This window comes from Gordonia malaquae NBRC 108250 (assembly GCF_000344135.1).
Lineage (GTDB): Bacteria > Actinomycetota > Actinomycetes > Mycobacteriales > Mycobacteriaceae > Gordonia > Gordonia malaquae.
In genome coordinates this window covers 107,471-120,390 of sequence record NZ_BAOP01000015.1, presented here as the reverse complement: position 1 = coordinate 120,390, position 12,920 = coordinate 107,471, and the positions used below count along the sequence as shown (strand labels likewise).

The window sequence follows — 12,920 nt, the reverse complement described above, 5'->3', positions numbered from 1 at the left end:
GCCACGTTGGCGCAGCGGAATCCACATCAGCAGGACGACGGCGCCCACGATGATCGACACCGTGCCGATCGAGAGGTGCACGTGTTCGGCGATGCCCTGATGCAGCACGTCCCATGGGATGTTGCCCAAGCCCGCGCGCAGGATCATCGCCATCGATGCGCCGTAGAGAGCGAGTCCTGCATAGAGGAGGACGAGGCGGCGAGTCCACGAGAGTGTGTTGGTCATGTCCACAATCCTCCGGCGTACTGGACTGGTAATCCATAGCCAGTTGGGGGACACTGGCCCTATGATCACGGCCACTGGCTCCATCAGCGCGCACACCCTCGCCAAGCGACTCGGAGCGTGGCGGCCGGACGGTCCGCGGCCCGCCTACCTCGCGCTGGCCGACGCGGTGCGAGTCCTCCTCCTCGACGGACGTGTCGCCGTGGGGACGGCAGTGCCGAGTGAGCGGACGTTGGCGCAAGCGCTCGACGTCTCTCGGACGACAGTCGCCGGCGCGTACTCGACGCTGCGCGAGTCCGGTCATCTCAACTCTCGCCAAGGGGCGCGGAGTGTGTTGAGCCTGCCGGTGGCGGTGCCGGCAGAGCCGTTCGAGATCGGCGCCGAGGCCGACATGTGCAAGCTCAACATCGCGGCGCCTGCGGCTCCCGACCAGGTCGTCCACGACGGCTATCGGCACGCGCTCGAGTGCGCGCCCACGTATCTGACAGGCACCGGGTTGTATCCGAACGGACTGCGCGCGCTCACCGAGACGATCGCCCGGCGCTACTGCGAACGTGGACTGCCGACGACGCCGGAGCAGATCCTCGTGACCTCAGGCGCCCAGCACGCGTTGCGCCTGGTCCTGGACATCCACGTGTCGCCGGGAGATCGAGTGGTGGTGGAACAGCCGACCCACCACGGGACCATCCTGGCGCTGGCCCGACACCGAGCACGACCGGTCGCGCTTCCGTTGGACTCGGAGTCGGGGTGGGACCTCGACCACCTCGAATCGATCGTCCGACTGCAGCGGCCGAGTCTGATCTTCATGATTCCCGACTTCCACAATCCGACAGGTCTCCTGCTCGATGTCGAGGGACGTCGTCGGCTCGCCGAGATCGCGGCGCGACACCGCGTGCCGTTGGTGATCGACGAGACGATGGTCGAGATCGGACTCGACGAGGACGCCCCACCGCCGGTCGCCGCGTTCGCGCCGCGCGGCGCGCAGGTCATCACCCTCGGGTCGGCCAGCAAGACTGTGTGGGCCGGACTGCGCGTCGGTTGGATCCGCACTGAGACACCACCGGATCCGTACGTCCTGGCCCGATACGAGCTCGACCTCGGCGGGGCGGTGATGGAACAGTTCGCGGCGCAGTACGCGCTCGATCACCTCGACGACTTCCTTCCCGCGCGCCTCGACGGACTGCGCCTCGCCCGTGCCGCGGCACTCGCATCGATCGACGAGTACCTTCCGGGCGCGACGACGGTCCGCGGCGTCGGAGGACTCACTTTGTGGGTTCACCTGCCCAGGCCCGTCGCGACGGTCACCGCCGCGGCGGCGGCCGGACTCGGAGTCCGGCTGACGCCTGGAAGCTCCTTCGGTCCCGACGGAGGTCTCGAGAGCCACATCCGCATTCCGTACACGCTGCCCATCGACCATCTCGTGACCGGGATCCGAACAGTCGGGCTGGCGTACCGTCGGTCGGTAGGCGTCGATGCCGTCACGGCTTCGGCGGACGTCGACTTGGCGGGTCGGCTCGTCGTGTAAATCGGTTGCTCCACCGCGTCGGATGGGTGACGATCAACGACTCATGGAGATCACGTTCACCAAACTCGCCGGACGCTACGAGATCGCGGTTCACCGCGATGTCGGGCACGCACTCGCCCCGCGCAACGGACCGGGGTTTCACGACGCGGTGCCGCACGACGTCGCGCACCTGATCGTCGAGACCGAATGGAGAATCCGCGGAGGCGTGTACGGGCGGCTGGCCGCGGCTGACGGCGACGACGGGATGTTCTGGGCAGCCGACCCCGCCGTGAAGCGGAAGGCCACGAAGAATCGTCGTGCCCCGACGGAGTCGGAGTCGGCCGACATGGCGAAGTCGGAGCGGCTGGCGTCGCTGACCGTCGCCCTGTGGGAAGTCGCGCGCGGACGTCGGCGCCCCGATCCCGCGTGGCCGGGCACGGAGGCCGCGTCCGGTGAGAGCAATGAGCTCCTGCAGAAGGTCTACGACCGATACGACGACTTCTCCCGCACCTGGTCGTCACTGCCGGCCGGGAGATCGGTGACCATGCCGTGGCCCTTCCCCGAAGGCGTCGGCACGAGGGCCCGTCGCTGAGGCGAATAGCATCGCAGGCGTGAACGACGAAGTGGATCTGCCGAGCATGCGCGTCGGATACGGCGCCGCCGACCCGACGGGGAAGGACGGCGTCGCAGCGAATCTCGATCCGTCCTGGCTGGTGGGCGATCCGCCGTGGCGCTCCCTGTTCGACGCGTGGCTGGCGGACGCGATCGCCGCGGGTGTCGTCGAACCGAACGCGATGATCGTCGGAACAGTCGACGCCGACGGCCGCCCGGCCACCCGCACGGTTCTGTGCAAGGGCGTCTCCGACGCCGGGATCGTGTTCTTCACCGGCTACGACTCCGACAAGGGCCGGGCGATCGCCGCTCATCCGTACGCCTCGGCGACGTTCCCGTGGATCGCGATGGAACGGCAGATCCACGTCCGTGGACGCGTGGTGAAGGTGGATCCGGCGGAGACGCAGGCGTACTGGAACTCTCGCCCGCGTGGGTCCCAGCTGTCGGCGACGACGTCTGACCAGTCGCGTCCGATCGCCTCCCGCGACGCGCTCGAAGCGGCCGCGGCCGCGGTGTCCGACGAATTCGGCGGACCGTTGTCGTCGACGACCGTCCCTGTGCCCGAGCAGTGGGGCGGTTACCGGATTGAGCCCGACGTCGTCGAATTCTGGCAGGGCCGTGCAGATCGCCTTCACAACCGGGCTCGCGCGATTCGCGACGGCGACAGTTGGCGCGTGGAACGCCTGCAGCCCTGATGGGGAGGCTTCTCGCCGACACGACGCCCCTGGCGAACACGCACTTCCGGCGGCTGTGGTGGGCCAACATCATCACGGTCATCGGCGCGCAGCTGACCGTCGTCGCAGTTCCAGCGCAGATCTATGCGATGACGGGAAGTTCGGCGTATGTCGGGCTGACCGGTGTGTTCGGGCTGGTACCGCTCGTGGTGTTCGGCCTGTGGGGCGGTGCGCTCGCCGACGTCTTCGACCGTCGGCGGATCCTTCTCGTCACCACGGTCGGCCTGATCGCGACCAGCATCCTGTTCTGGGTGCAGTCGGCGGCGGGATGGGGCAACGTGTGGATTCTGCTCGGGGTGTTCGCGCTCCAGCAGGCGTTCTTCGCAGTCAATCAGCCGACGCGGTCGGCAGTTCTGCCGCGCATCCTGCCGGCCGAGGAACTGCCCGCCGCGAACTCCCTCAACATGACGGTGATGCAGGCGGGCGCGATCGCCGGTCCGCTCGTCGGCGGCGCGCTGATCCCCGTTCTCGGCTTCTCGCTGCTGTATCTGGTCGACGCGATCTGTCTGCTCGCCACACTCTGGGCCGTGATCGGTCTGCCGTCGTTGGTCCCGGAACTCTCCGGAGACCAGCGACCAAAGACACCCGGCCTCAAATCGGTGATCGACGGACTCGGCTACCTCCGCGGACATCCCGTGCTGCTCATGTCGTTCGTCGTCGACTTGATCGCAATGATCTTCGGCATGCCGCGGGCGCTGTTTCCGCAGATGGCGCACGAGAGCTTCGGCGGGCCGTCGGACGGTGGCATCGCCTTCGCCTTGTTGTTCATCGCGATCCCGTTGGGCGCCGTTGTCGGAGGCGTCCTGTCCGGGTGGGTGTCCCGGGTGCAGCGACAAGGTCGGGCCGTTGTCGTCTGCATCATCGTGTGGGGTCTGTCGGTCGCGGTGTCCGGCGGTCTCCTCTTCTTCGCCCACGGGTCGGCTCTGCCGATCCTCCCGCTCGTCGTCGTCGCGCTGATGGTCGGTGGCGCCGCCGACATGGCGTCCGCAGCCTTCCGTCAGACGATGCTGCAGTCCGCCGCCACCGACGACGTCCGCGGACGTCTGCAGGGTGTGTTCATCGTGATCGTCGCGGGCGGACCGCGCATCGCCGACGTCGCGCACGGCGCGTCCGCTGCCGTGGCCGGGACCGCGGTGACGATCGCCGGCGGCGGCATCGCAGTGGTCATCGGAACCGTTCTCGCCGCGCTCGCCGTCCCCGCCTTCTGGCGCTACCGCGCGTCCCTCCGTCCGGATCCGAACGTGGCGTAGGCCGGGAAGGTTCACGCCCTGGGCGTCTGTTCCCGCTCACGGTTTATCCATTAGCGGGAAGCGACTCCTGTAGCGGGAGTCGGGGCGACGCGCGACGGAGTCATCGCCAGTCGCGTTCGACGATCTCCCGCAGGTCGACGACTCTGCCGGAGATCGCGGGAGACGGATCGTTCGTGAGAACATCGAGGGCCTGGCGGTAGCGATTCTCCTGCTCCGGCGTAAGCCGCGCGAAGACGAGGGACCAGGCCGCGTGGCTACGGATGCACGGCCACGGCGACGCGAGGGCGCCGAACAGGACCTCGACCCGTGGTCCGACGGCCTCGTGGTTGATGCCCATCTCGGACAAGAGGAGTTCGTCGAGGTCGGGGTGGGTGGCGAGCACCGCCTCCAGAGGCGCGAAATCGATGGGTCGATCCGGCAACGGCGACGCGTACGGCGTCGCGAAGGCTCGTCGACCGTCAACGGGGAGTGCGTCGACATGGGATGCGACAAGTGCAAGCCTGCCGAATCTGCACAGCGTGGCCGCGGCCGACGACCGGACGTTGTCCTCACTCGTCCGGTCGAGCATGACTTCGGTCAAGGCTGCTACCACGTCGTTCCGGTCGGCACCGAGGTCCGACAGCGCGCTGATCCACAGGTGACGTGATCCGAACCCGCGGCCCGGGGCGACGAGCAGGCGGTGCAGCAGCGCGTCGACGACGGGGGTGCGGTCGGTGCGGGCGACGTCGTAGAGCAGTGGCGGAGCGGACTCCCAATCCAACGGCCCGTCGTCGTCAGATCCGATGGCGTCGAGCAGGGCCGCGATCCGTTCGCCGACGGGGAGTTCGGCGACGCGTCGGCGTTCCGCGGCCTCGGCGTCCAGATGAGGGAATTCGCGGATCACCTGGGAGCGAGTGAGACAACGAGGGACAAGTTCCTCGCCCTCGTCGATCGCCACCACGAGTGCGGACTTCGGGATGAGGACGTCGGCGATCAACAGCTTGCGTGCCGCCTTGCACGCTGCGACGACGGCCCGTTCGAATCGCTTCTCGGCGGCGTCCCATCGCTTGCCGCGGTCGGTCGTCGCGAACGTAGACAGGCGAGAACTCCACTCGTCGCCTATGTCGGAGGATTCGATTGCGGTGTCCCAGTCGTGCGGGTTCCACCGACGTTCGAGGTCGTGCGCTTCATCGGACCCGTCGAAGGCGACGCCGATCATCGGCCACGCGATCACGGTTCCGTCGGAGTAGAAGCCGAACACCGCCACGCCGTACGGCGTTCCCTCGGAGGCGTGGTCGCGGACCGCCCGCACGATGTCAGATTGGAGTGAGTGCTGGAGACCGACCCAGTCGAACGTCATCGGCCGATGGTATCGGTGGTGATGCGTGTGATACTTCGGCGGTGCATGCCAACGACGTGGAGCGATTCGGCCGGATGTGGACTGAGCAGTGGGGCGACCAGCGTCCAGTCGGGTATCTCCTTCGCTCCGGACAACACGAGCACTGGATCAGGTTTCACAGCCTGCCCGATTCGAGGGGCATCGCAAAGTCGGATGCGGACATGCAAGAACTGCTGTCCCGGCATCGCACGTTGCTCGCCTCGCTCTCGAAAGGCGTGGAGTTCGTGTGGGTCCTGACGGTTGCCTGGTCCGATACGCCGCGCGCCGTACAACGCACCAAGAAGCTGCGGAGGGCCTTTCCGACCGCCGATCATTGGACGTCAGTGCCGGACTCGGAAGGTGAGTCCTGGACTCATGTGTACGTCGCGCGGGTCAGGATCGACTCTCCGTCCGTGGACGCACTGCTTCGCCTGGTTGCAGCAGATGGTGCGGGGGATGTGATTCTCACTGCTGACGACCTCGAGTGGTTGTATCACCCGTATTACGCTGGCGGCGACGTCATTCTCCGTGACCGCGTGCAGCGAGACCTTCTCGCCAACGACTATGCCGAGTGGCTGCCGCAGGGCGGTGCGGGACATCTGTGACTTCGCCGCGCTTCCGATGTCGTGGCGTCCGCCGCATCGTCGTCAGACGATGCTGTGATTGGCGGCAACGCGGGTCCTGATCGGAACGATTCTCGCCGCACTCGTCGTCTGACCGACCTCAGAGAGCCTGCGCTGTAGTCCGTTTCGCGCTCCGGTCTCCGGCGCGGTCGACGAGGAAAGCGAACAGCGCCATCGCGGCGAACACTCCGACGAGGATCGCCGACATCACGGCGTACCCGTGCTCGCGAGGGTCGATGAACGGGTACGGGTACCAGTCGATGATCGGTCCTCGGACGAGCGTGTACACGCCGTATATGAGCGGCGCGATCAGCCACTGCGCCCACCTAGACCTGCGGCCGGGGGCGCCGGGGACCAGCAGCCAATCGAGGGCGAGCACGATCGGGAGCACCAGGTGCATCACCCGATTGATCCACATGACGTTCAGTTGCACGTCGATCCCGGAGAGCAGCGCTGCGTAGACGACGCCGGTGATGACCATGCACGTGGTCGCGAGACCTCTGATCCACGTGAAACACCGTGATTCCGGCGCTGGGGCGACAGCGCAGGTCACTAAGGTCCCGACCGCCAGCACATTGCTGAGCACGGTGAAGTAGCTGAAGTAATTCCCGAGCCCGAATCCGGGGTTGTCCCAGCTCAGGATCGGAAGAACGATGAGTGCAACGCCGCCCAGGATCCCGGCGGCGAGTCGGAGCGCTCGGACGACGAGCGAGTCACCTGTCATCAGTGCAGTCTGACTGGTCGGTCCTTGTCATGGCGGCGAATGCCGCTGGGAGATTCACGCATCAGGCGTTGCTTCCCGCTAATGGTCTGACAATTAGCGGGAGTCGACTTCTGTAGCGGGAAGCCTGATGGTGGTGTTGTTGCTCTGCCAGACGAGCGGGTTCAGTCCATCGACGAGTCGCTTCGTCTGATTTGATGGTCGTTGGTCGCATCTTCGGTGACCGCTTCGTGGGGGAGAGACATGGCAACAGACGACACAGCGCGGACCGATCGAACGCGGCGCGCGAACGCGACTCTGTACCGGCATCCGTTGTGGATCGTCGGTCGGATCGTCGACGTGCTCTTCAGCCTGGTCGTCTTGGGTGCGATCGCCGGTGCGATCGTGTGGCTGAACAACGACACGAACGCGCTCTGGCCTGCGCTGGTGTGGCCGATCGCGGTCGCGGTGCTCCTGCGTTGGTGGGGCAACAAGTTCAACAAGTTGGCCCGTGAGGGCGTTCTCACGGAGCGGACCGTCGGCGACTGTTGATCGATCGAAGCGTTCACGCATCAGGCGTCCATTCCCGCTAATGGTCTGACTATTAGCGGGAACTGATTTCTGTAGCGGGAGGCCCGACGGCGGTGGTGTTGCTCTGCCAGGGGAGGTTGGCGCGGCGGGCGGCGGTGACGGGGCAGTAGTGGATCGGGCTGTCGCGCTCGGCGCCGGTGGGCAGATTGCGGACGGGGGTCTCTAGGAGTGGAGCGTCTGCGGCGACGCGGCCGGTCAGACGGTCGTCGGCGTCACGAGCTCTCGGGTGGCGGCGGTACCGAGCCGGAAGCAGCTTCATCCCCGCGTTGACGGCCTTACCGAACAGGCGAAAGCGCCGTTGATCGGCACCGGTCCAGGTCAGTCCCATCATCTCGCGGACCGGTTCGTCGTACAGGCCGGTGGTGATCCACAGGAACATCCGCTGGACGACGGCGACCTGCCGCTTCCACAGCCAGGCGGGCATCCACGCCGCGGCCCACGGCGGTGGCGGCAGGACGGTGATGTCCAGGACGGTCCGAACGGCCTCGTGGTCGCGGAGCACTCGGCGGCACATATGGTCCCAGTACTCGAGGAACTCCTCGTACGTGTCAGGGCACGGCCGCATGCTGACGCCGTACATCGAGTACCAGGCACGCGACTCGTCGAACAGACGACGTTTGTCGGCCTCGGAGATCGGCGGGCCGAACGCTTCGGCGCAGCGGATGTTGCCGTACCAGAACGTGGCGTGCGCCCAGTAGAAGACGTCGGGGTCGAGCGCGTGATAGCGCTCGCCGTCGTTCATCGTGCCCTTGATGGTCCGGTGGTAGTCGCGGACCTGCGCGCCGGTGTCCGGCGTCTGGTCGAAGACGACGCCGCTGATCGGATACAGCGACCGCATCAGGCGCTCCCAACGCTCGCCGAAGAAGTCTGAGTGGTCCCAGACGCCTGCGGCCAACTTCGGGTGCATGTTCTGCATCGACCCCGACCACAGGCCCATCAGCATCCCGCGCCAGTCGCCGAAATAGCGCCACGTCACCGAATCGGGCCCCAGCGGGGGCAGCACCTCAGTCATGAGACGGAACTCTATCTTCGTCTCAAACTGGTGGCAAGGGCATCAGCCGACCACAAATCTCACCGAGTCGCCTGACACCAGCTGCGCCGCGCGGATCAGTGACGCGGGGGTGAGCACGGCGACCGTCGGGTAGCCGCCGGTCACCGGGTGATCGGCGAGGAAGATGACGGGCTGGCCGCTCGGTGGAACCTGAACGCCTCCGAGCGGAACACCCTCGGATCGCAGTTCGGGCAGATCGCGGTGCACAAGTGGCGGTTCGGTCGACGTGGACGGCCGGTCGAGGCGGACGCCGATCCGGTTGGACGCGGGATTCACCTGCCATCGGCCGATCACCAGTTGACCGGGGTCGATGAGGCGGTCTGTGCGCGGGCCCGGCCGGACCGACAGGACCACCGCGGGCTCGGTGCCGACAGCGGGCGGCGGCGCGAGCATCACCGCAGGCCAGTCATCCGACAGGTCGCCGACTGTGAGACGGTCCTTCACGCTCAGCGGCGGCGGGCCGAGTCCGGACAGGGTGTCCGTCGACCGCGATCCCAGTTCGGGCACCGCGTCGAACCCGCCGCGGACTGCGATGTAGTTGCGGCAGCCGTGGCGCGGTGCGGTCACCGACAACGACTGGCCGTTGCGCAGCGGAATCGCGGAGTGGCTGCCGACGTCGTGTCCGTCGACTCGGACCCGGGTCGCCGGGCCGGTCACGGCGATCAACGCGGTGCCGTGGACCCGGGCCGAGAATCCGCCGAGCGTCACCTCGATGCACGCGGCGTCCGGGAGATTTCCGACGAGTCGATTCGCCAACCCGCACGATTCGCGGTCGGCGGCACCCGATCGCGCAACGCCGAGGTGGGCATGGCCGGGCCGCCCGAGATCCTGGATCGTCGCGAGCGGCCCGGTGGAGCACACCGTGAACTCGGCGGGTGTCACCCGATCACCTCCTCGGCGCGCACGAATCGGACTCGTGCTCCCGCCGACAGCACGGATGGGGGAGCGGCGGTCGAATCCCACAGCACGGTGTCCGTCACGCCGAGCAGGTGCCAACCGCCGGGGCTCACCCTCGGGTACACCGCGCTGTATCCGGCCGCGACCGCCACCGATCCGGCCGGCACGCGGGGCCGCGACTCCTCGCGTCGCGGGAGGCCGTTGAAGACAGCGGTCAACGAGGGGTCGCTGCCGTCCTCGGGCACCAGATACCCGAAGCCTGGCGCGAAGCCCATGAACTGCACCGTCCACGTGAGATGTGTGTGCGCCAGCACCAGACGATCCGTCGAGCACCCGGCGGCATCAGCTGCGGACGACAGGTCTGCCCCGTCGTATCGGACCGGGATCACGATCGCCGACCGCACGGAACTGCCGCCTTCATCGCTGTCCGGAACTGCCGAGGCGAGCAGATCGTGGACGACGCGTCGCACCCCGAGTTCGTTCAACCCTGTGCCCGGAAGTGCTTCGACGAGAACGGTTTCCGCGCAGGCCACGACGTCGGACAAGGACACTCGGCCGTCCGCGGCGGCACCTCGCAGCGCGTCGGCTACTCGCGCGGCAGTCCATGCGGGACGATCCGCGGAACCGAAGTCGAGGAGGAGTCCGTCATCTCCCGCAGGGCGCTCGCGCATGCGCTCAACGCTACTGGGCGCGCAAGCGGCTGCGGGCCGTATGAGTAAGCTGAGCGGGCGACGAGAGAGTCGTCGGCCGCGCGCATGAGGAACCTGTGGAGATCCCCAAGGACCCTCGTTGGGCGGCTGAGTCGAAAGACGACTAGGTTGTTACCCAACAACTGCTCACCCGCGATTGCTAAGGGGTTTGTGTGTCCGTGGAGAATGGCGCCACCGAACAGCAGAACGGTACTTTCACCTACCCCGGTGGAAAGATCGACCTGCCGATTCTGAAGGCTTCGGAAGGCAGTGACTCGGTCGCACTGGGCTCGTTCCTGTCGCAGACCGGTATGACGACCTTCGACGGAGGCTTCGTCAACACTGCGTCGACCAAGTCGGCGATCACCTACATCGACGGCGACGCGGGCATCCTGCGTTACCGCGGCTACCCGATCGACCAGTTGGCCGGGAAGTCGACGTTCATCGAGGTCAGCTACCTCCTCATCTACGGCGAGCTGCCGACGCAGGCTCAGCTCGATGAGTTCACGAACAAGATCCAGCGCCACACGCTGCTTCACGAAGACCTCAAGCGGTTCTTCGACGGCTTCCCGCGCAACGCGCACCCGATGCCGGTCGTCTCCAGCGCCGTCAACGCGCTGAGCGCCTACTACCAGGACTCGCTCGATCCGAAGGATCCCGAGCAGGTCGAGCTGGCCACGATCCGCCTTCTCGCGAAGCTGCCGACGATCGCCGCCTACGCGTACAAGAAGTCGCAGGGCCAGCCGTTCCTCTACCCGGACAACTCGCTGAGCCTGGTCGAGAACTTCCTCCGCATGACGTTCGGCTTCCCGGCCGAGCCCTACGAGGTGAACCCGGAGGTCGCCAAGGCGCTCGACATGCTGTTCATCCTCCACGCCGACCACGAGCAGAACTGCTCGACGTCGACGGTCCGCCTGGTCGGCTCGTCGCAGGCGAACCTGTTCACGTCCATCTCGGGCGGCATCAACGCACTCTGGGGCCCGCTGCACGGCGGCGCGAACCAGGCCGTGCTCGAGATGCTCGACGAGATCCGCGCTTCCGGTGGCGACACCAAGGCCTTCATGAACAAGGTCAAGAACAAGGAAGACGGCGTGAAGCTCATGGGCTTCGGTCATCGCGTCTACAAGAACTACGATCCGCGCGCCGCGATCGTCAAGGAGACCGCCGACCAGATCCTCGCGACCCTCGGCGTCCAGGACGACCTCCTCGACATCGCGAAGGGCCTCGAAGAGGTCGCTCTCAACGACGAGTACTTCATCGAGCGTCGTCTGTACCCGAACGTCGACTTCTACACCGGCGTCATCTACCGCGCGATGGGCTTCCCGACGCGCATGTTCACCGTGCTGTTCGCCCTGGGCCGCCTCCCCGGCTGGATCGCCCACTGGCGCGAGATGCACAACGACCCGACCACCAAGATCGGTCGCCCGCGGCAGCTGTACACCGGCTACACCGAGCGCGACTACCAGTCGATGGGAGATCGCTGAACCATGGCCGACAACACCAAGCCCGAGGTCGAATTCCCGGAAGGCCCCGCTCCGGCGGAGCTTCAGATCACCGACATCATCGTCGGTGACGGCGCCGAAGCTCAGCGCGGCGGCATGGTCGACGTGCACTACGTCGGCGTCGAGTTCGAGACCGGCGAAGAGTTCGACTCGTCGTGGGACCGCGGCCAGTCTGCGAACTTCCCGCTCGACGCGCTGATCCCCGGCTGGCAGGAGGGCATCCCCGGCATGAAGGTCGGTGGCCGTCGTCGCCTAGTCGTCCCGCCGCTGCTCGCGTACGGACCCGAAGGTGCGGGACACCGCCTCTCCGGCAAGACGCTGATCTTCGTGATCGACCTGCTCGGCGCTTAAGTCTCTTCAGACAGAACCTCTCGACCGAATCGGTCGAGAGGTTTTGTCGTATCCGGACGCACACGGGTCGAACGACCTGGGTAGTCTGCCGTCATGATCGTGAGCACCACAGACGGATATGTGACGACCATCGAGTTGGCCCGCGAGGCCAAGCGCAACGCGCTCGACTACGACATGCTGCGCGACTTGTCGCAGGCGTTCACCGATGCAGTCGAGTCGGGAGCGCGCGCCATCGTGCTGACCGGCCGCGGAAGTGTGTTCAGCGCCGGAGCCGACCTGTCCGGGCCCGTCTACGATCCGGAGTTCCCAGAGAAGCTGGTCGCCGTCATCGCTCAGATCGAGTCGACGCCCGTCCCGGTGATCGCCGCCGTCAACGGTCCCGCGCTCGGTGGTGGGCTGCAGTTGGCGATGGCCGCTGACCTCCGTGTGATGGCGCCGGGATCGATCGCGGGCATCCCTGCCGCGAAGATCGGGGTCGCTCTCGACGAGTGGACGATCAAGCGTCTCGTCTCACTCGTCGGTGGTGGGCAGGCCCGCGGCATGCTGCTCGGGTGCGACCCGCTGACGGCCGATCGCGCGTACAGCCTGGGCTTCGCGAACCGCATCGGCGACCTCGAGGACGCCAAGCACTGGGCCGACACGATCGCGGGATTCGCTCCGCTCACCCTTCGCCACTACAAGATGGTCCTCACGGGCGACGGCGCCCGCGACGAAGCACCCGCAGACCGTCACGAAGCGATGCTCGCCGCATGGATGAGCGAAGACGTGAAAGAGGCGCGCGCCGCTCGCGAGGAGAAGCGCGCACCGAACTTCCAGGGGCGCTGACCAACGCTGGAG

15 protein-coding genes are annotated in these 12,920 nt (G+C 66.8%); 9 read left to right on the top strand and 6 right to left on the bottom strand.

Annotated elements, in window-relative coordinates; translation table 11 throughout:
- Positions 1 to 225, bottom strand: a 225-nt coding sequence (locus tag GM1_RS11920; protein WP_008379148.1) for a DUF6198 family protein, incomplete at its 3' end; no start/stop codon positions are given.
- A 61-nt stretch (positions 226 to 286) separates the two neighbouring features.
- Between GM1_RS11920 and yczR the strand changes: the two genes are divergently transcribed.
- From yczR to GM1_RS11900, 4 genes are read left to right on the top strand one after another with little or no spacing between them, the layout of a single operon-like run.
- Positions 287 to 1,747 carry a MocR-like transcription factor YczR gene (yczR, locus tag GM1_RS11915; protein ID WP_008379147.1) on the top strand — a complete coding sequence of 487 codons (1,461 nt, stop codon included), beginning with the start codon at positions 287 to 289 and terminating at the stop codon, positions 1,745 to 1,747.
- 22 nt (positions 1,748 to 1,769) lie between these two features.
- Positions 1,770 to 2,318, top strand: a complete 549-nt coding sequence (locus tag GM1_RS11910; protein ID WP_244874771.1) for a hypothetical protein — start codon at positions 1,770 to 1,772, stop codon at positions 2,316 to 2,318.
- 46 nt (positions 2,319 to 2,364) lie between these two features.
- Positions 2,365 to 3,033, top strand: coding sequence for a pyridoxamine 5'-phosphate oxidase (pdxH, locus tag GM1_RS11905; protein WP_040520005.1), 669 nt, complete (start codon positions 2,365 to 2,367; stop codon positions 3,031 to 3,033).
- Complete coding sequence (locus GM1_RS11900; RefSeq protein WP_008379143.1) at positions 3,033 to 4,322, top strand: MFS transporter; 1,290 nt, start codon at positions 3,033 to 3,035, stop codon at positions 4,320 to 4,322. The genes pdxH and GM1_RS11900 overlap by 1 nt, the downstream gene beginning before the upstream one ends.
- Positions 4,323 to 4,422: 100 nt before the next feature.
- On the opposite strand, the gene GM1_RS21590 is transcribed toward GM1_RS11900, so the two are convergent.
- Positions 4,423 to 5,661 (bottom strand): hypothetical protein, encoded by a 1,239-nt coding sequence (locus tag GM1_RS21590; protein WP_008379141.1) that lies wholly within the window; start codon positions 5,659 to 5,661, stop codon positions 4,423 to 4,425.
- Between the two features lie 74 nt (positions 5,662 to 5,735).
- Here GM1_RS21590 and GM1_RS11890 point away from each other — a divergent pair, with 74 nt between their 5' ends.
- The gene (locus GM1_RS11890) at positions 5,736 to 6,284 is read left to right on the top strand and encodes a DUF3885 domain-containing protein (protein ID WP_075051969.1); all 549 of its coding nucleotides are present in this window, start codon (positions 5,736 to 5,738) and stop codon (positions 6,282 to 6,284) included.
- A 118-nt stretch (positions 6,285 to 6,402) separates the two neighbouring features.
- Here GM1_RS11890 and GM1_RS11885 read toward each other — a convergent pair whose 3' ends face one another.
- A complete protein-coding gene (locus tag GM1_RS11885; RefSeq protein WP_008379137.1) occupies positions 6,403 to 7,026 on the bottom strand; it encodes a Pr6Pr family membrane protein in 624 nt (207 codons plus the stop codon).
- A 240-nt stretch (positions 7,027 to 7,266) separates the two neighbouring features.
- Here GM1_RS11885 and GM1_RS11880 point away from each other — a divergent pair, with 240 nt between their 5' ends.
- On the top strand, positions 7,267 to 7,554 hold the full coding sequence (locus GM1_RS11880; RefSeq protein WP_008379136.1) for a hypothetical protein: 288 nt from the start codon (positions 7,267 to 7,269) through the stop codon (positions 7,552 to 7,554).
- Between the two features lie 52 nt (positions 7,555 to 7,606).
- Here GM1_RS11880 and GM1_RS11875 read toward each other — a convergent pair whose 3' ends face one another.
- Genes GM1_RS11875 through GM1_RS11865 form a run of 3 tightly spaced genes read right to left on the bottom strand, consistent with a single transcriptional unit; the run spans position 7,607 to position 10,212 of the window.
- Positions 7,607 to 8,605 (bottom strand): oxygenase MpaB family protein, encoded by a 999-nt coding sequence (locus tag GM1_RS11875; protein ID WP_008379134.1) that lies wholly within the window; start codon positions 8,603 to 8,605, stop codon positions 7,607 to 7,609.
- A gap of 42 nt (positions 8,606 to 8,647) precedes the next feature.
- The gene (locus tag GM1_RS11870; protein WP_157435976.1) at positions 8,648 to 9,526 is read right to left on the bottom strand and encodes a 5-oxoprolinase subunit C family protein; all 879 of its coding nucleotides are present in this window, start codon (positions 9,524 to 9,526) and stop codon (positions 8,648 to 8,650) included.
- Positions 9,523 to 10,212 (bottom strand): 5-oxoprolinase subunit B family protein, encoded by a 690-nt coding sequence (locus GM1_RS11865; RefSeq protein ID WP_040519981.1) that lies wholly within the window; start codon positions 10,210 to 10,212, stop codon positions 9,523 to 9,525. Before GM1_RS11865 ends, GM1_RS11870 begins: the two co-directional genes overlap by 4 nt.
- 191 nt (positions 10,213 to 10,403) lie before the next feature.
- Between GM1_RS11865 and GM1_RS11860 the strand changes: the two genes are divergently transcribed.
- The 3 genes from GM1_RS11860 to GM1_RS11850 all read left to right on the top strand — a co-directional run bounded on the left by GM1_RS11860 (position 10,404) and on the right by GM1_RS11850 (position 12,908).
- Complete coding sequence (locus GM1_RS11860) at positions 10,404 to 11,714, top strand: citrate synthase (protein ID WP_008379128.1); 1,311 nt, start codon at positions 10,404 to 10,406, stop codon at positions 11,712 to 11,714.
- Between the two features lie 3 nt (positions 11,715 to 11,717).
- On the top strand, positions 11,718 to 12,083 hold the full coding sequence (locus GM1_RS11855; RefSeq protein WP_008379127.1) for an FKBP-type peptidyl-prolyl cis-trans isomerase: 366 nt from the start codon (positions 11,718 to 11,720) through the stop codon (positions 12,081 to 12,083).
- A 93-nt stretch (positions 12,084 to 12,176) separates the two neighbouring features.
- Entirely contained in the window at positions 12,177 to 12,908 is a 732-nt protein-coding gene (locus GM1_RS11850) for an enoyl-CoA hydratase (protein WP_008379126.1), read from the top strand.
- The last annotated feature ends 12 nt before the right edge of the window (positions 12,909 to 12,920 follow it).